The organism is Crocosphaera sp. (assembly GCF_030064895.1).
In the GTDB taxonomy this organism is placed as follows: domain Bacteria; phylum Cyanobacteriota; class Cyanobacteriia; order Cyanobacteriales; family Microcystaceae; genus Crocosphaera.
The window spans coordinates 1-20,714 of sequence record NZ_JASJEB010000095.1 but is presented as its reverse complement, the minus strand read 5'-3'; the positions used below and the strand labels follow the sequence as shown (position 1 = coordinate 20,714).

General features: G+C 36.3%; 21 protein-coding genes. 13 read left to right on the top strand and 8 right to left on the bottom strand.

The window, feature by feature from the left end; all coding sequences use genetic code 11:
- Positions 1-140: 140 nt before the first annotated feature.
- Both QNJ66_RS19060 and QNJ66_RS19055 read right to left on the bottom strand, forming a co-directional pair.
- Positions 141-1,076, bottom strand: a complete 936-nt coding sequence (locus tag QNJ66_RS19060; RefSeq protein ID WP_300509769.1) for a glycosyltransferase family 9 protein — start codon at positions 1,074-1,076, stop codon at positions 141-143.
- Positions 1,077-1,234: 158 nt separating this feature from the next.
- A complete protein-coding gene (locus tag QNJ66_RS19055; RefSeq protein WP_300509767.1) occupies positions 1,235-1,423 on the bottom strand; it encodes a hypothetical protein in 189 nt (62 codons plus the stop codon).
- Between the two features lie 122 nt (positions 1,424-1,545).
- Here QNJ66_RS19055 and QNJ66_RS19050 point away from each other — a divergent pair, with 122 nt between their 5' ends.
- From QNJ66_RS19050 to QNJ66_RS19005, 10 genes are all read left to right on the top strand, one after another.
- Entirely contained in the window at positions 1,546-1,806 is a 261-nt protein-coding gene (locus QNJ66_RS19050; RefSeq protein ID WP_300509765.1) for a hypothetical protein, read from the top strand.
- Positions 1,807-1,876: 70 nt separating this feature from the next.
- Positions 1,877-3,790, top strand: coding sequence for a precorrin-3B C(17)-methyltransferase (gene cobJ / locus QNJ66_RS19045; RefSeq protein ID WP_300509763.1), 1,914 nt, complete (start codon positions 1,877-1,879; stop codon positions 3,788-3,790).
- A gap of 261 nt (positions 3,791-4,051) precedes the next feature.
- On the top strand, positions 4,052-5,197 hold the full coding sequence (arsB, locus tag QNJ66_RS19040) for an ACR3 family arsenite efflux transporter (RefSeq protein WP_300509762.1): 1,146 nt from the start codon (positions 4,052-4,054) through the stop codon (positions 5,195-5,197).
- An 18-nt stretch (positions 5,198-5,215) separates the two neighbouring features.
- Positions 5,216-5,821: an arsenical resistance protein ArsH gene (arsH, locus tag QNJ66_RS19035; RefSeq protein ID WP_300509760.1), complete on the top strand. Its 606-nt coding sequence runs from the start codon at positions 5,216-5,218 to the stop codon at positions 5,819-5,821.
- 20 nt (positions 5,822-5,841) lie between these two features.
- Positions 5,842-6,240: an arsenate reductase, glutathione/glutaredoxin type gene (arsC, locus tag QNJ66_RS19030; RefSeq protein WP_300509757.1), complete on the top strand. Its 399-nt coding sequence runs from the start codon at positions 5,842-5,844 to the stop codon at positions 6,238-6,240.
- A gap of 75 nt (positions 6,241-6,315) precedes the next feature.
- On the top strand, positions 6,316-7,476 hold the full coding sequence (locus QNJ66_RS19025) for a putative peptidoglycan glycosyltransferase FtsW (RefSeq protein ID WP_300509756.1): 1,161 nt from the start codon (positions 6,316-6,318) through the stop codon (positions 7,474-7,476).
- A 183-nt stretch (positions 7,477-7,659) separates the two neighbouring features.
- Positions 7,660-8,043 (top strand): type II toxin-antitoxin system RelE/ParE family toxin, encoded by a 384-nt coding sequence (locus QNJ66_RS19020; RefSeq protein ID WP_300509754.1) that lies wholly within the window; start codon positions 7,660-7,662, stop codon positions 8,041-8,043.
- Complete coding sequence (locus tag QNJ66_RS19015; RefSeq protein ID WP_300509752.1) at positions 8,033-8,371, top strand: helix-turn-helix transcriptional regulator; 339 nt, start codon at positions 8,033-8,035, stop codon at positions 8,369-8,371. The genes QNJ66_RS19020 and QNJ66_RS19015 overlap by 11 nt, the downstream gene beginning before the upstream one ends.
- A gap of 55 nt (positions 8,372-8,426) precedes the next feature.
- Entirely contained in the window at positions 8,427-10,805 is a 2,379-nt protein-coding gene (locus QNJ66_RS19010; protein ID WP_300509750.1) for a GUN4 domain-containing protein, read from the top strand.
- A 333-nt stretch (positions 10,806-11,138) separates the two neighbouring features.
- Complete coding sequence (locus QNJ66_RS19005; RefSeq protein ID WP_300509748.1) at positions 11,139-11,615, top strand: DUF2656 domain-containing protein; 477 nt, start codon at positions 11,139-11,141, stop codon at positions 11,613-11,615.
- Between the two features lie 267 nt (positions 11,616-11,882).
- On the opposite strand, the gene QNJ66_RS19000 is transcribed toward QNJ66_RS19005, so the two are convergent.
- Together QNJ66_RS19000 and QNJ66_RS18995 are read right to left on the bottom strand one after the other, a co-directional pair.
- Positions 11,883-13,250: a serine/threonine-protein kinase gene (locus QNJ66_RS19000; RefSeq protein WP_300509746.1), complete on the bottom strand. Its 1,368-nt coding sequence runs from the start codon at positions 13,248-13,250 to the stop codon at positions 11,883-11,885.
- Between the two features lie 27 nt (positions 13,251-13,277).
- Positions 13,278-15,050, bottom strand: coding sequence for a serine/threonine-protein kinase (locus QNJ66_RS18995; RefSeq protein WP_300509744.1), 1,773 nt, complete (start codon positions 15,048-15,050; stop codon positions 13,278-13,280).
- A gap of 288 nt (positions 15,051-15,338) precedes the next feature.
- Here QNJ66_RS18995 and QNJ66_RS18990 point away from each other — a divergent pair, with 288 nt between their 5' ends.
- The 3 genes from QNJ66_RS18990 (at position 15,339) to QNJ66_RS18980 (ending at position 16,687) form a co-directional block, all read left to right on the top strand.
- On the top strand, positions 15,339-16,265 hold the full coding sequence (locus tag QNJ66_RS18990) for a MoxR family ATPase (RefSeq protein ID WP_300509742.1): 927 nt from the start codon (positions 15,339-15,341) through the stop codon (positions 16,263-16,265).
- Between the two features lie 107 nt (positions 16,266-16,372).
- On the top strand, positions 16,373-16,504 hold the full coding sequence (locus QNJ66_RS18985; RefSeq protein ID WP_300509739.1) for a hypothetical protein: 132 nt from the start codon (positions 16,373-16,375) through the stop codon (positions 16,502-16,504).
- A gap of 3 nt (positions 16,505-16,507) precedes the next feature.
- Positions 16,508-16,687 carry a DUF2949 domain-containing protein gene (locus tag QNJ66_RS18980; RefSeq protein ID WP_300509737.1) on the top strand — a complete coding sequence of 60 codons (180 nt, stop codon included), beginning with the start codon at positions 16,508-16,510 and terminating at the stop codon, positions 16,685-16,687.
- Between the two features lie 585 nt (positions 16,688-17,272).
- Here the strand turns inward: QNJ66_RS18980 and QNJ66_RS18975 are convergent.
- From QNJ66_RS18975 to QNJ66_RS18960, 4 genes are all read right to left on the bottom strand, one after another.
- Positions 17,273-18,094 carry an inositol monophosphatase family protein gene (locus QNJ66_RS18975; protein ID WP_300509736.1) on the bottom strand — a complete coding sequence of 274 codons (822 nt, stop codon included), beginning with the start codon at positions 18,092-18,094 and terminating at the stop codon, positions 17,273-17,275.
- On the bottom strand, positions 18,084-19,130 hold the full coding sequence (gene hisC / locus QNJ66_RS18970) for a histidinol-phosphate transaminase (protein WP_300509734.1): 1,047 nt from the start codon (positions 19,128-19,130) through the stop codon (positions 18,084-18,086). The genes QNJ66_RS18975 and hisC overlap by 11 nt, the downstream gene beginning before the upstream one ends.
- A 299-nt stretch (positions 19,131-19,429) precedes the next feature.
- Positions 19,430-20,080 carry an imidazoleglycerol-phosphate dehydratase HisB gene (gene hisB / locus QNJ66_RS18965; protein ID WP_300509732.1) on the bottom strand — a complete coding sequence of 217 codons (651 nt, stop codon included), beginning with the start codon at positions 20,078-20,080 and terminating at the stop codon, positions 19,430-19,432.
- A 53-nt stretch (positions 20,081-20,133) separates the two neighbouring features.
- Positions 20,134-20,535, bottom strand: coding sequence for a hypothetical protein (locus QNJ66_RS18960; RefSeq protein WP_300509730.1), 402 nt, complete (start codon positions 20,533-20,535; stop codon positions 20,134-20,136).
- Between the last annotated feature and the right edge of the window lie 179 nt (positions 20,536-20,714).

Genomic DNA, 20,714 nt, shown 5'->3' with positions numbered 1-20,714 from the left:
TGTCGGGGGTGATGAGCCTAGATAACTGGCGTAGGGGTAACTTACCTCTGTGGGCAGAAATATCCCATCGTGAGTTGGGAAGCCCACGCTATACTGCCTAGCAGTTAGCGTGGGAGGATGTCACCCGAGTAGTAGGGTGTTTAGGTTCGCCAAATTTTTTCTAACACTTTTGATGCCTGAATATCCTCTAAATTATAGGTAGGTGATTGTATGGCAATAAAGCGGTCGTCGTTGGCTGGGAGTTGTTTTTTCGGGTCGTTTTTGCCAAATAAAGCGACGGTATAGGTTCCGACAGCAACTCCTAAATGTAATGGGGTGCTATCGGTGCAGATCATTAAGTTAGCCCCTGCGATCATAGCTGCTGATTTTCCTATATCTCCAGGTTGTGCCACCTTTAAGTTAGAACAGCTATTGAGTAAAGGATTAACCCAAGCTTCGTCACCTATCCCTTGCAATAAAACGATGGAGAGAGATGGTTGTTTCTCTTGAATCCTGTTAATGATATTAGTCCATTGAGGCACAGGATAGGACTCACTGGCCCCTCCGTAGATTAAGATATAACCATTTTCCTCGAGGAGAAGGCGTTTTTGAGCAGCTTCGGCCCAGGATATATCATCTTTGGGTAGGGCTATTTTTAGGGGAGGACAAGTGGATTGAATGCCTAAACCCTGCATGAGATCATGATACATCTCAGCAATATATTGTTCTGTTTTTTGGGGAATGACTTTGGAAATAAACCAAGTGGGTTTGTCCCCATAGCCAACAGTCAAAGGAATGCCATTCAACCACAGTAATAAGCTTATACTCCAGCTTTTTTCTAAGCTTAAGGCCAGATCGTATTCGCGATCGCGGATAATCCCTAATAAGTTTAAATAATCAGCTAGTCCACTGCGATCTTGATAGTCGAACAAGAGGACTTCGTTAACCTGGGGACACACCCGATAAGCTGCCTTTGCACGGGGTTCAACCAGGACATCAATAATAGCATTAGGATATTGAATTTTGAGGTCTTCCAGGGTTGGAAAAAATAAAATTTGTTCGCTTATTCCCCCAGGAACCAGGGCTAATATTCGCATAGTTCGATGTTTAAATGGATAGAAAGTCGGCTTTTTTACAGCACATCAGCTTAATTCTAAAGTAAGAGTCCTCATATTGGCTTTAATGTTCAGAATTAATTTTGAAGTTAACTCAGTTATCAGTGACCAGTGACCAGTTACCAGTTATTGTTCACTGCTCATTGTTCCATCACTTCAAAGTCCGATTCCTCAAGAGATAAGATGATAGATTCAGGTTCATGATTAAGAGGGTTTTGCTCTAATCTAACTAACCACCTTCCCCCATTTTCTCTTGCTTCGATACGCCCTTCCATTCCCCTCACATACTCAGGGGAAATGATACGCACCATCATTCCAATGCGAATCATAAGCATTCTTCTCTAGACAATAAGATAAGTACAATAAAGAATAATTTTAGATTAAGATTTGGTTAAAAGTAAATACTCTACAATAAAAATGTTGAAATATATGTTCAATAAGGACAACAGTTATGTACGAGAAGCAATCTAACATCAAACAGGATTTTCTTTATCCTATTTCTCCCTATTATGGATCTCCAACCAATGATACCGTTATTTTTAACGCTAAACTACAAGAATTTGCTCAAAAGATAGGGTTTCTTGCTAATCTTCATTCTAGTGGGAAAGTTCCCTCAGAAGAGGCCTATTGTCAAGTAGAATATCTGTGGAGAGAATTAGAATTAACTAAAGGGAACGTTATAAATGATCTTCAAGATCAAGGCGATCGCTAAATTAATCAACTCCAAGGTATCATAAGCAAGGAAGCATACTTTTGGACTTCTGGGAAAATTAGGATTATTAATGAATCTTTTTGCTGCTTTTGAGCCTATCGCCGCGATCGCTACTACACCTCAATCTACTCAATTATTACATCCTCTGTGTCAATCGTTAAGAGCAACACTGTATGTTCCTGAAACCTTATCTTTAATTGATAGCACCACTTGTCATTATCAAGATTCCCTCAAAGCTCATTTAGCTACAATTTGGGCAGAAAACAAAGCTTTTATCTTTTGTTTGGCTACCGGTGCTGTTATTCGTCTTATTGCTCCTTTGTTGGAGGATAAAGGGTCTGACCCTGCTATTATTGTTATCGATCCGAAGGGTCAATATGTGATTAGTTTATGCAGCGGCCATCAAGGGGGAGCCGATCGCTTAGCTCAATTAATAGCTCAGCAACTCAATGCTACTCCTATCATTACTGGTGCGTCCCATAGTCTGAATTTACCCGCTATTGATATTTTAGGCTTGCCTTTTGGTTGGCGCAAGGGGCCAGGAGATTGGACAAGGGTAAGCCATGCTATTGCGTCTCAAAAAAGGGTTCAGGTGGTACAAGAAGCTGGTTCTAGGCTTTGGCAAGATAATTTACCTCAAAATCATCATTTTTACTTTGGATTCCCTGAAATAGAGGAAAATGCTCCTATAGCAGCCCGTGTTTGGATCAGTGCTACTAAACGCAAGTTTGCTGAAGGTTCTACTTTTCCTAAAGTGCAATGGTACCCCCGTGTGTTGTGGGTGGGTATCGGTTGTATTCGGGGAACGTCTCAAGGGTTGATTGAATCTGCTATTGAGGAAGTTTGTCTAAAGTATCATTTAGCTACAGAGGCGATCGCAGGTATTGCTACTATTGATATTAAAGCAGATGAGGTGGGAATTGTTGAATATTGTCAGGAAAAACAGTATCCTTTGTTTACTTATTCTAGTGATGTTTTAAACACAATAAAAGTTCCTAATCCTTCTGAGGTGGTTAAGGAAGAAGTTGGTACTGCTAGTGTAGCTGAAGCAGCAGCTATTTATGGGGCAAATTATTGGTTTAGTTATGGAGGGAACAAGGAAAAGGAAACAGAGAATAGGGAACAGATTGAGTTAGAAAATTCTCTTTTAGTAACTAAACAAGTTATTAAATCTGATAATGAAGCTGTCACAGTTGCTATTGCTCAAAGTGAGTTAGAATATACAGGAAAAGAAGGTACTATATATTTAGTAGGAATGGGGCCAGGAAGTTTAGAACAGATTACTCCTGCTGCTAAAACTGCGATTAATCAGGCAGATGCTATTATTGGTTATTCTTTATATTTAGAGTTAATTGAATCCTTACAACGTCCTGGTCAAATTATTGAATCTTTACCCATTACTAAAGAGAAGCAAAGGGCGCAAAGAGCTATAGAATTAGCTCAATGGGGCTTATCTGTTGCTGTTATTTCCTCGGGAGATTGTGGTATTTATGGTATGGCTGGATTAGTATTAGAAGAATTGAAAAATATAAATTGGAATGGTAAAATTCCTAATATTGAAGTATTTCCAGGAATTACGGCTTTACAAGCAGCAGCAGCAAGGGTGGGAACTCCCTTGATGCACGATTTTTGTGCGATTAGTTTGAGCGATTTATTAACACCGTGGGAAGTTATTAAACAGAGATTAGAATCAGCCGCAATAGGAGATTTTGTTACAGCACTTTATAACCCGCGATCACAAACTCGTCAAAACCAAATTGTAGAAGCACAAAGTATATTTTTACAACATCGTAATCCGAATACTCCTGTTGCTTTAGTGCGCTGTGCTTATCGTCAAGATGAAACTATAATATTAACAAATTTAGAGGAGATGTTAAACCATAATATTGATATGTTAACTACTGTATTGATTGGGAATAGTAGCACCTTTTTTCATAAAAACTGGATGATTACACCAAGAGGATATAATCAATTGAGAGTGTAAAATACAAAATTTATAATATATAGTAAATACAAGTTGTTTATTAATATTTTTCTCCCCAGTCTCTATCTCCCCACACTCCCCCGTCTCCCAGTCTCCCAGTCTCCCAGTCTCCCTATCTCCCAGTCTCCCTATCTCCCCACACTTCCCACACTTCCATCAGGGGAAAAACTCTGCTGATTGTATCCTGGGATACTTATCGCCGTTGACATATCAAATAATTTTGATGTAACGTTAATATATCAAATAATTTTGATATGTTCTATGACCACTCGCATTAATCCCAAAGCTGTCAAAGCAGGGGGAAGTCTTAATATTTTTGAAAAATACCTAACCTTGTGGGTATTCGTTTGTATTATCGTTGGTATTGTCTTAGGGAGAAGCTTTCCTAATGTAGCAGAGACCTTAGACGCAATGAGTGTTTATAATGTCTCTATACCCATTGCTATTTGCTTATTTTTCATGATGTATCCCATCATGGTAAAAATTGATTTTTCTCAAGCAGTGCAAGCAGCAAAAACTCCGAGACCAGTCATCCTAACTTTGGTGATTAATTGGTTAATTAAACCCTTCACAATGGTGGTATTTGCTCAATTTTTCTTGGGTTATTTATTCGCACCACTTTTAAGCGCGACAGAGATAATTAGAGGTTCAGAAGTAACCTTAGCTAACTCTTATATTGCCGGTTGTATTTTATTAGGAATTGCTCCCTGTACCGCTATGGTACTGATGTGGGGATATCTTTCCTATAGTAATCAGGGTCATACTTTAGTGATGGTTGCTGTTAACTCATTAGCCATGTTATTTCTGTATGCACCATTAGGAAAGTGGCTACTTTCTGCTAATAATTTATCTGTTCCTTGGCAAACCATTGTCTTGTCAGTATTAATCTATGTTGGGCTACCGTTAGCGGTTGGTATTTATAGCCGCTATTGGATTTTTAAACATAAAGGAAAAGACTGGTTTGAGCGTCAATTTTTGCATTACCTAAGCCCAATTTCTGTGGCGGCTTTATTACTAACATTAATCCTGCTTTTTGCCTTCAAAGGAGAATTAATTGTTAATAATCCTCTGCACATTTTATTAATTGCTGTTCCCCTATTTATTCAGACAAACTTTATCTTTTTTATCGCCTATGTTGCTGGGTTGAAACTAAACCTAACCTACGAAGATGCAGCGCCGGCCGCCTTAATTGGTGCTAGTAATCATTTTGAGGTTGCGATTGCTACTGCGGTCATGTTATTTGGGTTAAATTCTGGGGCAGCTTTAGCAACAGTTGTGGGAGTTTTGATTGAAGTTCCTGTGATGTTAATGTTAGTTGAATTCTGTAAAAAAACGGCTGTTTGGTTTCCGAGAAATCCCGAAAAAGCGACCTTACTCGATCCCCGTTGTATTGATTCTCTGCACTAAAAATAATTGAAAACTTCTATGAGCAATTTTGATCATCCGCCCCGTATTTTATTCTTGTATGGTTCATTAAGAGAGCGTTCTTATAGTCGCTTATTAGCAGAAGAAGCAGCAAGAATTATTGAAGAAATGGGGGCAGAAGTTAAATTTTTTCATCCCCATGACTTACCTTTACGGGGACAAGTAGAAGAATCTCACCCCAAAGTACAAGAAATAAGAGAACTCAGTCAATGGTCAGAAGGTCAAGTTTGGTCATCTCCAGAAATGCACGGTAATGTAACAGGAATCCTAAAAAATCAAATTGATTGGATACCCTTAAACATTGGTTCTGTTCGTCCCACACAAGGCAAAACCTTAGCTGTAATGCAGGTAAGTGGGGGTTCTCAATCTTTTAATACAGTTAATAGTTTGAGAATTTTGGGGCGATGGATGAGAATGTTTACTATTCCCAATCAATCCTCAGTGGCTAAAGCTTATCAGGAATTTCATGAAGATGGAACTATGAAAGACTCTCCTTATCGTGACCGAGTTATTGATGTTATGGAGGAACTTTATAAATTTACTTTATTATTAAGAGATAAAGTAGATTATTTGACAGATCGCTACAGTGAACGCAAAGAAAAATAACTCAAATTAGGGTAAGAATCATGAAAAAATTGATGTTTGTTTGTAAACGTAACTCTTGCCGTTCTCAGATGGCAGAAGGGTTCGCTAAAACTTTAGGAAAAGACAAAATTGAAGTCACCAGTTCAGGTTTAGAAGCAAGTCGAGTTCATCCTGTTGCTATTCAAGTTATGGACGAAATAGGGATTAATATTACTGACCAAACATCGGACGCTTTGCTTGATTTTGATCCAGATAATTATGATGCAGTGATTTCTTTATGTGGTTGTGGAGTTAACTTACCTCAAGAATGGGTATTAAGGGATATTTTTGAAGATTGGGAATTAGACGACCCCGATGGAAAACCCATAGAAACTTTCTATCGTGTTCGAGATGAAATTAAGGCAAAAGTTGCGGAATTAATAAAAAAAATGGAACAATAATATAGCTTTCAACATCAGGGTATTGGGTGGATTAGACCAAAAACTTTACTCCTCTTAACTCTGATTTGGTTGATAATGCTTAGCTATATTATCCCTATTTTCGACCCCACTGTAGAGAAATGGTCTGCACAAGCGCGTTTTTTGCGTTGGTTAACCTTTCTTTGGCTATCTCTCGGATTAATTACCTTATTCTCCGCTTCCTATCCCGTTGCTTTAGCAGAAACTGGCAACGGTTGGCATTACATAATTCGTCAAAGCATTTGGATCTGGATCGGGTTACAAGGGTTTAATCTTATTGTGCGATCGCCCCTACAATACTTCATCAAACTTGCCCCTTTCGCTATTTATATCCTCTTAGGATTAATTTTAGCCACCTTAGTTCCAGGGTTAGGCCACGAAGTTTATGGGGCAACCCGTTGGATTAAACTAGGCCCTGTTTTGATCCAACCCTCAGAACTGATGAAACCTTTTTTAGTAATACAAAGTTCCTATATTTTTGGCTTTTGGGAACGTCATCCTTGGCGAGTAAGACTGCAATGGGTGGGAATTTTTGGTGTAATTTTAGCCTGTATTTTATTGCAACCTAATTTAAGTACCACTGCGTTGTGTGGGATGAGTTTATGGTTGATAGCTTTAGCGTCTGGTATCCCTGCCATGTATTTAACCACCACTGCTTTAGGGGGTTTATTAACGGCTTTTGTTAGTATTAGTTTACGGGAATATCAGCGTAAACGGATTACAGCTTTTCTCGATCCTTGGGCTGACCCTTTGGGTAATGGTTACCAGTTAGTGCAAAGTTTGATGGCCGTGGGTTCAGGGGGAACTTTTGGTGTTGGTTATGGACAGTCTGTGCAGAAATTGTTTTATCTACCTATCCAATACACTGATTTTATTTTCTCTGTTTATGCGGAAGAATTTGGCTTTGTGGGTAGCATTATTTTACTCTTATTATTATTAACTTATTCTACTTGTGCGTTGAGGGTTGCTGTTAACTGTGTGCATCGGGCAAAACGTTTAATTGCTATTGGTGTAATGGTGATGATGGTGGGACAAGCTTTGTTAAATATTGGTGTTGCCACGGGGGGTTTACCTACCACTGGTTTACCTTTTCCTTTGTGGAGTTATGGGGGAAGTTCTACGTTAGCTAGTTTAACTTTAGCAGCTTTATTAATTCGAGTAGCAAGAGAAAGCAATGAAGCAGACATTCTACCCTGGAAAAAGACAGCTAAGGGCTAAAGTATAGGGGAGTGTGGGAGATTGGGAGACTGGGGAGTGTGGGGAGACTGGGAGACTGGGAGACTGGGAGACTGAGAGAGGGTTTGCTAATTTGTTTCTTAACTTCATGGGATCTCTTTGACCTCAATAACTCATATTGAAAATTGTTCGTTTTTTTGCGAACATAAATGAGGGGGAAGAATTATGCCTTTAACTAAAATTATTTTTTACCTTGACGATGATGGCACGGTTCCAGTGCTTGAATGGTTGCGTGATTTACCCCCGAAAGTCCAAGACAAATGTGTGGTGAAAATCGAAAGATTAGCTTCACTAGGTCACGAATTAAGAAGGCCAGAAGCAGATTACTTGAGGGATAAAATCTATGAACTAAGGATAGGAAGACAGGGAATTAACTATCGAATTCTCTATTTTTTTTATGGGAATAGTGTGGCAATTTTGTCTCATGGTATTGTCAAGGAAAAAGCTGTGCCTATAGGAGAAATAGAACGTGCGATCGCTTTTAAAAACAAGTTTGAGCAAAATCCAGAAGCTCACACATATCAAAGGAGAATAAACAATGACACCTAAAGAAACTTCTGACGCATTATCAATTATTCATCAAGAGTTTTATGCTAATAAACCAGAACGACTTGTGGCTCTATCTGAAGCAAGAGTTAATGATGATGTAGCTCGTAAAATTAGAGAAATGCGTGAATCAGCTAATTTATCTCAACGGAAATTAGCTGATTTAGTAGGAACAACAGCCTCAGTAATTTGCCGTTTAGAAGACTCTGATTATGAAGGACATTCATTATCCATGCTTAATCGAATTGCCCATGCTCTTAACAAGAGAGTGAAAATTGAGTTTGTTTCAAACATTTCCACTGAAGATAAAGCTAAAGTATCTTCTCCTTAAGTATAAGTATGAGTTTATTGGTGAGTATAATTATGAAAGCGATTTTGAATAGTTTATGAGTTCTGAAAAGCCAGATAAGCCAGAAAAAGAAACATCATCATATCCCCTCTCAAAAGAGCGAGAAAACGCCGAAAACTTTATAAATAGTCTCGGTAATTTATTCGGAGAAATACCTCAAAAATCAGCCCAAGTGTTAATTCAGTGGATGCCATTGGGTGGTAGTGGGGGAACGTTTATTTACGCTTTACTTGAACAAGAATGGGTTATTGCTGTTCTTACGTTTCCCGTTATGATAGTGACAGTAATTTGGGCTAACTATACAGAAAGTTTTATCAAAAGATTAGGAGAAGTATTTAAAGAAAAAGGACGGCAAGATGTTGATAATTTGATGTCTTGGCAACAACAAATAACTAAAGCTTTTACCGAAACAATACGCTGGCAATTAGCTGGAACTGATGATAAATATCTAAAATGTCAAGGGAAAGAATGTTTACAATTAAAAACCGAAGGACTTAATACTTTTAAACCTAAATTAAGTGACGTTTTTGTTCCACTTGAATTAAGCGGTAATTTATTCCCCGATTCTCAAGGAAGACTTACTCCTCCAGTGTTACAAGGATTTAATTGGAGACGTAATTTAACTCAAAATGAGGATATACACAAGGATTTAAGTATTTGGTATATCCTACGAAAAGCAGAACAAAATCCACTTTATCGCTCATTAGTAATTATTTCAAAAGGGGGGTTAGGAAAAACTACTTTAGTTCGTCATATTACCTATATTTATACAACCAAGAATCTCTATAAACAAAAGGATTACAACGCTCCAAAATTATTACCTGTCTTGCTTTATTTGAGAAAATGGCAAAACTTAATTGCTGATAAAAAAGCCCCTGATTTACCAACTCTGATTGAAAAGCATCATATTCCTAATCTTGCCGGTGGAGACAGTCTTGAATTACCTCCTAATTGGGCTAAAAATCATTTACAGGACGGTAAAATGCTAGTTATGTTAGATGGTTTTGATGAAGTCAAAGAAGAATGGCAAAAATCCGTTAGTGAATGGATTAGTCAACAACTCAAGAAGTATTCTAATACTTTTTTTATTTTGACCTCTCGTCCGGCTGGTTATCATCAATATCAAGCAGAAAATAAACCCCAAACTCCTTTATTTGTCAAACCTCTAAATGAAGACCTACAAAACCGTTTTATTGAAAAATGGTATTTAAGTTGGGAAAACCATATTAGTCAAGAACCAGACCCCAATGAAGCGCAACGAAAGGCTGCCCATTTAAGTCAACAACTTAAACCTATTGAAGATGAAATTAACCCCTTAAGTGACTTTGCAAAAATTCCTCTTCTTCTTAATATGATTGTTAATTTGGATGCTAATTATCCACAAGAAAAATTACCATCTAGACGGACTGATTTATTTCGTTCTATTGTTCGCTTACAACTAGGAGATAGACCCCTGGCTAAACAAGTAGAAATGCCCTTAGAACTAGAAGAAACTCAACAAGTTTTACAGCAATTGGCGTTATTGATGATGCAGGAAAATAAAACAAAAATTGACCCAGATTTACTGCTTGAAAATTTAACAAACTATCTTGCTTCTATCGATGAATCAGTTTCTGCTACAAACTTTCTCAAAAAAATTGAAGAAGTAAGTGAATTATTGCTGAAAATTGATGACCAATACGAATTTGCACATAAAAATTTTCAAGAGTATTTAGCGGCCGCTGAAATTAAACGAACTAACCAACAACAAATACTATACGCCAATTATCAAGAACAATGGTGGAAAGATACTATTCTTCTTTATTCTGCACAACTTAAAAATCCTACTGACTTTATTGGTTATTTATTAAATCTAAACACCGATAAAGCTAATCAATTAGCCTATCAATGTTTCCAAGAAACTACCCGTGAACTTGACCCCGAAATAGAAGTCCAATTACAATCTCTTGCCCCTACTGTACAAAATGCTCGTTACCAAAAACTAGAACAACTTCTCAAAAATCAGCAATTCAAAGATGCTGATTCTGAAACCTATAATTTGATGATTGAAACCGTTGGGAAAGAAGCAGGCCAATTATTTGACCCTGAAGATTTTTATACCTTTCCCTGTGAAGATTTACTTTGGATCGATAACTTATGGGTAAAGTATAGTAAAGGAAAGTTTGGGTTTAGTAGACAGACAAAGATTTGGCAAGAATTAGCGAGGCCATATATCTATGATAATAACTGGAATACTTTTTGCCATCGCGTTGGATGGATGAAAGATGGAGAATATGTGGAATATAAACACTTCTATGAGATATTAGAAGAAACAACCCCTATAGGACACTTTCCCAACGACGGGTGTGGAGGGTCTGGTAGACTTTTATTGTACTTCTATTCTCTTGCGCAAAGATTTGTAACCTGTAATATATAGCCACGCGCTTCGCAAAGGCAAAACTGAAAAGGCAAAAATTAATTCTTTATAAAGAGTTGAACGAAGCAAGAATTAAGCAAAAAAAGACAGCATCTTCTTTAAAAATTAAACAAAGATTGTTCTGGTAATGGATTAAAATAATTAAAATGTTGCTTTATATAGCAGTCATTTCATTTAACATTTATCATTTATGATTCTTTTGGAAGTAGGCTTGAAACCTCTCCCAAACTTCTTTCTCTCTAAAGGGAGAGGCTTGAAACCAAAATGAAAGATGTTTAATGTTCAATGTTCAATGTTTGGTCAATCACCAGGAAAAAGGAATCACTAAAAAATATGAGTGAAGTTGAAACAGGAAGAATGTTATTGTCCCATAATTTTGATATCTCTAATGATATCTTTCCTGAGTTAAGTTTGCAGGAATTTACTCAAGTCTTTATTGATGGTTTGAGTCAATATGATGGGGTTAAATGTCGTCAAGTTAATCATCCTCATTGGATGGTAGAAATTTTGTTTCCTAAAAATAGTTTTTCTCCTCCACAGATAGGAGAAATGTGTGCAGATGCTTTAGTTAATAAGCGTATAAGTCATCAAAATAAGGATGATAATTTTCCTGATATTTTGATTTTAGCTGGAGTAAAAAAAACACCACCTTTGAGTGACTCTCCGGACACATTACAAACTGGTGAATGGGGAGTTGATGTAGTAGAAACTGCTTCAGCAGAAAAGTTTTTAACCGAGTTAGGATGGGAGGAAAAAACCGAAGGTAAAACTATTGATAATGTCTTTAAAGTTGAAAGATTGAAGTCTTAATCTTTCCAACAATAGGAACAAGGAACATACTATAGCAGTTCTCATACTTGTGAGCTACGGAGGTTATCCCTTTAAGGCAGGAGGCAGGAGGCAGGGGGCAGGAGGCAGGAGTTAGGTGTACCTCATGATTCCGAGAAAAGCTATAATTTATATTCATACCCATTTGGGTTAAGATATTAAATATATTTCTTGTTCCTCGAAATTACAACTATTAATTATCCATTATCCATTATCCATTATCTATTATCCATTATCCATTATCCATTATTAATTATATTTTTTTGTCCCTTTTGGACAACTAAAGTAACGTTTTTGATTTTTGATTGTCATAAGTAGTAAGGGTATATCTTCAATTTTAGCAACGGGATCATTTGTGATGCAAATAACCTTATTAACATTGTATTCTACCCCATGAAAATGAAATATTCCTACAACAGCTGGAGTCCATCGGTTAGTTTTTTTGGGAAGGCCATAAGTGATTATTGTAGATCGATCAATTGTATGAAACTTGTAGATAAATTGATCAGTGAAAGGAGTCTTTTTGTATTCTATATTATACTGATTTAACTCTCTGCTATACAATTTGAGAATTCTTTCCATTGTTTTTAAATCTCTTGGCATTATACCTTGATAAGTGAGAAATTTATGTTGAGAACGTAATATCCGCTTCACTTCCATAGGTAAAAAATGGACTACTGTTTGCGGAATCAAATATTTTTGATAGGTAAGATATAATAATCCTGTAGAACATAATAAAATACCGCTAATTATTAACTTTTTAAATAAGGAATTTTCAGGTTTTTGCTCTTTGTTATTGTTAGCTTTTATAATTAATTGTAATTGTTCATAAGCTTGACGAGATGATTGGATTCGCTTTTCTGGAACAGGATTAATTAATTGATCTAACCATGCAATTAAATTAGGACTTAATTCGACTTCATGACTGAACTGTAAACGATTATTATGTAGTAGAGAAGAGGGATTTTTTCCTGTTAGTAATTGTATTAAAGTTGCCCCCAATGCGTATAAATCTGAGGCCGCTATTGCCTGACCCCATAATTGTTCTGGGGGTGCATAACCATTCGATCCAACAATAGTAAATGTTACACCTTCTTGGCGTGTTTTATCTTGAACTGCCCCAAAATCAACTAAATAAACGTGACCATCTTTTCCTAAAATTAGGTTGCTAGGTTTAATATCTCTGTGGATAATTGGAGGATTTAATTCATGTAAATAGATTAATATTTCCAGAATATCTGAGGCAATACGACAGATTTGTTTTTCTGTCATTTTATGATGTTTATCTAGCCATCTTTTTAAGGATATTCCTGGTATATAATCCTGTACTGTTACTAACCAAGTTAAGTCTGATTCTTCTTGTTTTTCCAGGGTAAAATAATCTAGATAATGGGGGATATTTTTGTGTTCTAATGTTTTAAGGACTTGTGCTTCTCTCTCAAATAATTTAATTGCTTCCCAAGTAACTTCAGAATTAATTGCTAATAGTTTAATTATTACTTCTTTTTGAGGTGATGTTTCTAAATCAATTGCTTTCCACGTTTTTCTACCAGCATATTGACTGAGTTTTTCTTGTAGTTGATAGCGTTGATTGAGAATAGTGTCAAGAGTTACCATGATAATGATTAATAAGAGTGATTAGTTTTAATTTTGAACAGTGTTAGCATCTTGATAAGTTTCCATCGTGGATTTTTCAGCTATAGAATTATTAATTGTTTCTAAATGATTGTTTAAGTAATGACTTATCCATAATTTTTCTTGATGAGATAGGAATAAATAATATTTTTCTTTTCTTTTTGATTTCTTTTCTTGAATAATTAAATTACTAAATTTATCAATATAAAAGAATTTAAGTTGAGAAATATGGTAAGATTTTGTTCTTGAAAAATTAGCAATTTTTTTTGTGAGTCTGATCAACTTATAGTCAGAATAGATATTTATCTCATAGTGAGTAAATAAACCAAATTTTAGAAAAACTAAACTACTCAAATTATTTAGTAAGCGCGAAATTATTTTATGAGAAAAGATACAATTAAATAATTTGTTTATCTTCTCGAATAACTGACTTATCACTATTAATTCTAACTTGAACATCATAAATACTAGATAAGCACAAAATAAATAAACAACTATCAACATAAAAAGAGCAAAAAAACTTCGCAAAAACATCAGAAAAAATATCATTGCTATTTGCGGAATATATGTCTTTTTTAACTTTCTATATAATTTTTTAAATACAACTCTTATTTTTTTAGACCTTTTTTGAAAATTGTAAACAATAACTATACCAGGTGTTAAAACAAGATGAGTCACCAACAAAAAATTAAAGAATGCAGTAAAGAGACTTATAAAAACAGTAAAATATTGAGACATATTCAAGAAAAATAAGCCAAAACTTACAGCTATCACAAAACCCAAAACAATTCCTGATAATTTAATTAAATCTAAAACAATTTTGATTGTTTTCGGAATTAAATCAGTTGTATTCAAAGATAAATTTAAGAACTTTCCAGGAATAGATAAAAGAGATTGATGAGAAGATTCTTGTATTTGTATTTTACTTTCAAAAGGTAAAACAACAGAGCTTAAACTATCTTTAGGTAAACGTTTACTATTCAGAGAAATTAACGCCTCTTGTGCCGACTTAAATCTACTGCTTAAATCAGGAGCAATTAAACGATCAATCCACTTAATAAAAAACCCATCAACACTCAGGCGATCGCTGAATTGAATCTTTAAATTATCCTGGGGTAAATTAATAGGAGAAACACCCGTTAATAAGTGAATTAAAGTTGCACCTAACCCATATAAATCAGATGCAGGAACAGCTTTTCCCCATAACTGTTCCAGGGGTGCATAACCAGTCGTTCCCACAACAGTAAAAGTTACACCCTCAATAGCAGCCGCATTTTGAACCGCACCAAAATCCACTAAAAAAATCTGTTCATCTTCAGTCCAAATCAAATTACTCGGTTTAATATCTCTGTGTAAAATAGGCGGGGAAAATTCGTGTAAATATTCGAGAATTTCTAAAATTTGAACCGCAATATTATTAACCTGTTCTTCCGTAAAATGTTTCCCTTCTTCTAACAACTGCTGTAACGTTTTGCCAGGAATATACTCTTGAACTAAACCAAACCAACAAAGACTTTCATCACCCTTTTTTTCGATAGTAAAATAATCTTGATAACTGGGAATTTTCCGATGATTAAGTTGCTTGAGAACATCCCCTTCCCGTTCAAATAATTTATAATCATCCCAGTGCATTTCCGGATGAAAAGCCAATAATTTAACAATAACAGATTGATGAGGAGATGAAATAATATCAGTAGCCAACCAAGTTTGACGACCCGCATTATTGGCCAAACATTGGGTTAATTGATAGCGATCGCAAAAAATTTGTTCAGGTTGCAACATAGGGATGATATCCCTTGAATTTCAAAGTTATAGTAGTTTCAAATAAGATTGAGACAGAGTAATGTGAGCAACCTACTCACTATTGTGACAATACAGTATGCACTTTTAGTATCATTTCTATTTGCATTAACTATAAAATCAGTATTCCCAAAATTCTACCCAACCTAAACACAACCGAAAAAATAATTAGAGGTAAACGGTCCTAAAATTTAACCAAATGTAAAATTTAACCAAGAAAATGGGCAACTTAAGAATGGATCATATATTCAGTTATCCTTAATAATTCCTATGAGAGATAAAATTGTTGCCCTCACAGATAATCTTAGTCGTACCATAGTCGGGAAAGAAAAGCCCATTCGTCTCGTTATCGTCGCTTTATTAAGTGGGGGACACGCATTACTGGAAGATGTTCCCGGTGTAGGAAAAACCCTCCTAGCTAAATCCTTGGCCCGTTCCATTAACGGACGCTTTCAACGGGTTCAATGTACCCCTGACCTACTCCCCACCGACGTAACCGGAACCAACATCTGGAACCCTAATAGTAGAGAATTTGAATTTTTACCCGGGCCCGTCTTTGCCAACGTCTTACTGGCCGATGAGATTAACCGCGCTACACCCAGAACCCAGTCTGCACTCCTAGAAGTGATGGAAGAAAAACAAGTAACCGTCGATGGAAAAGCGCGTCAAGTCCCCAACCCCTTCTTTGTTATCGCCACTCAAAACCCCGTTGAATCTCAAGGAACCTTCCCCTTACCAGAAGCTCAAATGGATCGCTTTACAATTTCCTTAAGTATGGGTTATCCTAGTGAGGCAGAAGAATTGCAAATGTTACAAAAACAACTGCAACAAGCTAAGGTTGAGGAACTAAAACCCTGTATTTCCCCAGAAGATGTCTGGGAATTACAGCGTTTAACCAGCTTGGTGAAAGTCGCCCCGTCCCTACAGCAATATATGCTTAGTATTGTTAGAGCAACCCGTACAGATGATGATATTAGTTTAGGGGTCAGTCCTCGAGGGACCGTAGCTTTACAACGAGCAACCCAAGCAGTAGCATTCCTCGAAGAAAGAGATTATGCTACCCCCGATGACGTTAAATTTATCGCCCCTCACGTCCTCTCCCATCGTCTTATCGTTGCCAATGGCCGTCAACCTCACGCCATTATGGAACGGTTATTGCGATCGCAGGTAGTAGAACCCGAACTGATGGCAGCTTAAAATTTAAGAAATGAGTAACACACAGCAAGGAATTTGACAAGATTCCTTGCTATTTTTTTACATAATGATTAAAATAATTTACATAAGTTTACAAGAGGCTCAGAAATATGAGTAACGTGATCATCGAACTTCTTACCATCGCCATCATCGCTATGGCCCTCAGAAGTAAACCATCTCAGGAAAAAACTGAGTCGGTGATGATTCCCATCCCTATCAAAGATAAAATCAGGAAAAGTTAAATTATGTTAGAAAAGTTAATTGTTTTTTTACAAGACGAACTAGACATCCCAGCAGAAGAAGTTAATTTAGCTCTGCGACACACCCAAGCTATTCCTGCTCAAGTACCGATGCAGCTATGGAAATACGGTTTAATTGATATAACTCAATTAGAGAAGATTTTTGATTGGTTAGAATGGGGATAAAGCGAGCAAGCAGTTATCAACGTAAGTAAAATAAACCGTGTAAATAACTGTAAGTGAGGCTTAGATAGTTCGCTTTTCCCCACTGAGAAAGATACTAACTTTTCGTGAAGTACCCCAACTTGCTTCGCTGAAGTTGGGGCCTCCCAACCACAACTCAACTCAAGGACGGTTTTATTCGTCTTCGAGGTTTCCCGTCTCATTGGCCGTTGCCTCAATAAGACAAGTCTTATTTTGGTCTAACACATCCTCCACAGGCAGACTCTCGCCTTCCGCAAGAGTTATTTCTTGTTCCACAAATCACTGTTTGGTCTTACGCTCTTGCTGCCTACTTTTTTATTCTTCAGTAATTTCTTTCCCCGATCTGACAGTGTTTCTGCGCCGAAAGTATTACTACTTTACTTTGATGTTAGGCTGTCTGATAGTCCAACGTTCGGGTGGGTCGCAACCAAGATTGATTGTAACACAAGATTCTGGAATATGGATGCTTCGCAGTTTGTTTACTGGTCGGGCATTCATCCCTAACCTAAGCGTGGATAAGGGAATTCTGCCCGACATTAGGTTAAAACCTGAAAGGGCTAGTTTCTCTCAAAATTGACTCAAAATAACGTTTAAAGCTTGTTGATGTAAGTTTGGGTTAGAAGCGGCCAAAACTTCTGTAGAATGGCTGTTAAGGGTGTTTCCTGCCCAATCTGTGATGATTCCGCCAACCCCTTCTATGACAGGAATTAAGGCACAAAAATCATAATACTTTAAATCTGATTCTAAAACAATCATGGGCATAGCAGTCCAACCCATTGCTAAGGATACATAATTGTAACAATCTCCTCCGAAAGCAGTGCGACGACACACCTTTTGTAAACTAGAGGCGATCGCTTTTTGACGAGGGGTAATAAACATTAGGGGAGTGGTGGAAGTAAGACAAGCTTCTGTTAGGGGATAATCACGGTTATTTTTGTAGGTATTATTGATAGTTTGCTGGTTAAAAATACTCTGTTTTCCTATTATTCCTAACCATCTTTCTTGTAAGATTGGTTGATTTACACATCCTAATAAGGGTAAGTTATTATTGAGGTCAACTAAGCCGATCAATGTACCAAAAATGGGTAATCCTTTGACAAAAGAAGAGGTTCCATCGATGGGATCGAGTACCCAAGCATAACCATTTTTTGATTTGATATCTTCTCCTTCTTCCCGAATAATTCCGTCTTCAGGACATTCTTTTTTGATCAGATCCACCATTGCGTTTTCTGCTAGGCGATCGGCAATTGTAACAATAGAGGAAACTTCGGTTATTTTCGTTTCTGACTCTATATTACTTTGACGAAAATATTGTTTAATAATCTCCCCTGATACATCGGCTAATTTATTGGCTAATGTTATTCTTAAGCCTAAGGTTTCATAGTTCATTTTTGAGCTTTTCAATTACTTCTAATAAACGGTCAATTTCTGCATCGGTTCCCACTGTAATCCTAACATAATTACTGATACGAGGATGTTTAAAATACCTAACTAAAACTTTTCTCTCTTTTAGTTTAGTATATAGTTGAGATGCTTCTATCCACTGAGGAGAAGCAAGAACAAAATTTGCATCAGAATCAAACACAAAAAAGTCTAGATTTCTCAACGAAGTCATTAAACGGGTGCGAGTGGTTCTAACTTGTTGCCAAATGTTTTGAAAATAGTCTTGAAATTGAAAACAATTAGCACCTAATTTCTGAGCCATTCTATCTAAGTTATAAGAGTCTCTAACTTTATTCATTTGTTCAATAATTGCTAGAGAACTAATAGCAAAACCTACCCTCATTCCTGCTAAACTGTAGCTTTTTGACATAGTACGGGAAACAATCACATTCTCATATTGTTTAATGAATTCCCAGTGATTTTCGTCAGAAAAGTCCACATAAGCTTCATCAATCAAGACAATTCCTTTTGCTTGTTCACAGGTTTCTTTTAGATATTGACGGTTTAAATGTTTGCCAAGGGGAGGGTTAGGAGAAGCAACAAAAATTAGTTTCGCTTCAGGACAAATTAAAGGACTATCTAACTCAAAATTATCATTAGTTGCAATGGTCTTAATCTTAGCCCCGTGTACCCGTGTAATAGTTTCATATAAGGAGTATGTTGGGTCTAAAAAAGCTACCGTTTCTCCAGGATTAACAAAGGTTCTGAGGGCAATATTTAAGATATCATCTGAACCATTACCAGCTAAAATTTGCTCATGAGAAAAGCCAAATATTTCCCCTGCTGCTTTCCGTAGTTTGGTGGAAACTGGATCCGGATATAGCCTAACTTTTTTTAATTCTTCTTCTAAATTATTAAATATTTCATCAGGAGGAGCATAAGGATTTTCATTGGTGTTTAATTTAACATAATCTGTGGTTTGGGGTTGTTCTCCAGGAACATAACCAGGGGTTTGTTGAACACAGTCTCTAATGGGTAACATAGTCAGAAGTCAGAAGTCAGAAGTCAGAAGTTTTTTTGTAATTAAAAGTTAGCAAACTTCTGAAAAAAACAATTTGCCTTTAAACTCAAGTTTTTAGAGGCAATTATCTGTTATTATAACTTTAATCTAAGAATAATCTTCTTAAGAAAAAATAAGCATTTTCTGTTAGTTAGAATAGTTTAAAGAGAATTTTAGAAAATAGTAATTTTCAATAAATAATTATTAATATTTATAGTAATTTAGATGCTTAATAGCTTAAGGGTTTAATAATATCAATGTAAATTATTAAACCCGAAAAATTATGCCATCAAAACACCTTTAGAACTAGGGATAGAATGGGCGCGACGTGGATCTATTTCTAAGGCCATTCTCATGGATCTTGCAAAAGCTTTAAAAGTGGCTTCAATGATATGATGAGAGTTGATACCATCCATTTGTTTAATATGTAAAGTCATCTGACTATGATTAACAATAGCAACAAAAAATTCTCTGACTAATTGTGTATCATAAGTCCCTACTCTTTGGGTAGGAATTTGTAGACCATAACTTAAATGGGGTCTTCCGGAAAAGTCCAAAGCAACTTGAACTAATGCTTCATCTAGAGGGGCTAAAAAATGACCAAACCTGACAATTCCTTTGCGATCGCCTAAAGCTTTTCCTAATGCTTGACCTAAGGTTATTCCTACATCTTCATTGGTGTGATGATCATCAATTTCTATGTCTCCAGTTGCCTTAACTTCTAAGTCAATTAAGCCATGAGAAGAAATTTGATTTAACATATGATCAAGAAAAGGAATACCAGTTTCTGCTGTACAGTTTCCTTGTCCATCTAAATTTAAACTAACAGAAACATCGGTTTCTTTAGTAGTCCGAGTAACTGTAGCAACTCTATCAGGAAAGGTAGAAATCAGGGGAGAAGAAGTGGTCTGAGGGAGATTTTGCGTTTGCATAGATTTAGGATTAACTTAAAACAATGATAAGAGTGATGATTCTATTATGACATTTAACAGGGTTCTGTCTCGGGATCACACATAGTATCTGGATCTTCTCCCACACCAGAAACAGGATCAATATAATAGTTATAAAATTCCGTTCCTGTAGCAACATTAAATACCATTACATGGCCATCATAAGGGTTAAAAACCACACGAGATTGACGATCATTACCGATAAATTCTTTAGATCCTATGCGTCTTAATATACCCCGAAATTGATACTCTCCTTCGTTTATTTGCATCACCAAACTATTAATGTCTTGAACCTTAACATAGGTTTCTGGATCTCTATTTTGAGCAATTTCTACCGAGTTTATAGTCACATCATTTTCCATAGCAAACCCAGGAAAATTCAAAGTAAAAACTGTCGAAAAAATACCAATAGAAACCACTAATTTAAGATAATTCATACAATTTACTCCTCCTAATAAATTAAACTATTTATGTTTAGGTTGACGCTCTCCTGGCTAAAGCCGAGGAGATTCATAACGAATCCCTGTCGGGATGGTTATTTTCTTGATTAAATAGACTTAACTGCAAAGTATATTCACTCAAGTTCCCAGGCACATCACGTTTGCTCTTACGAGCG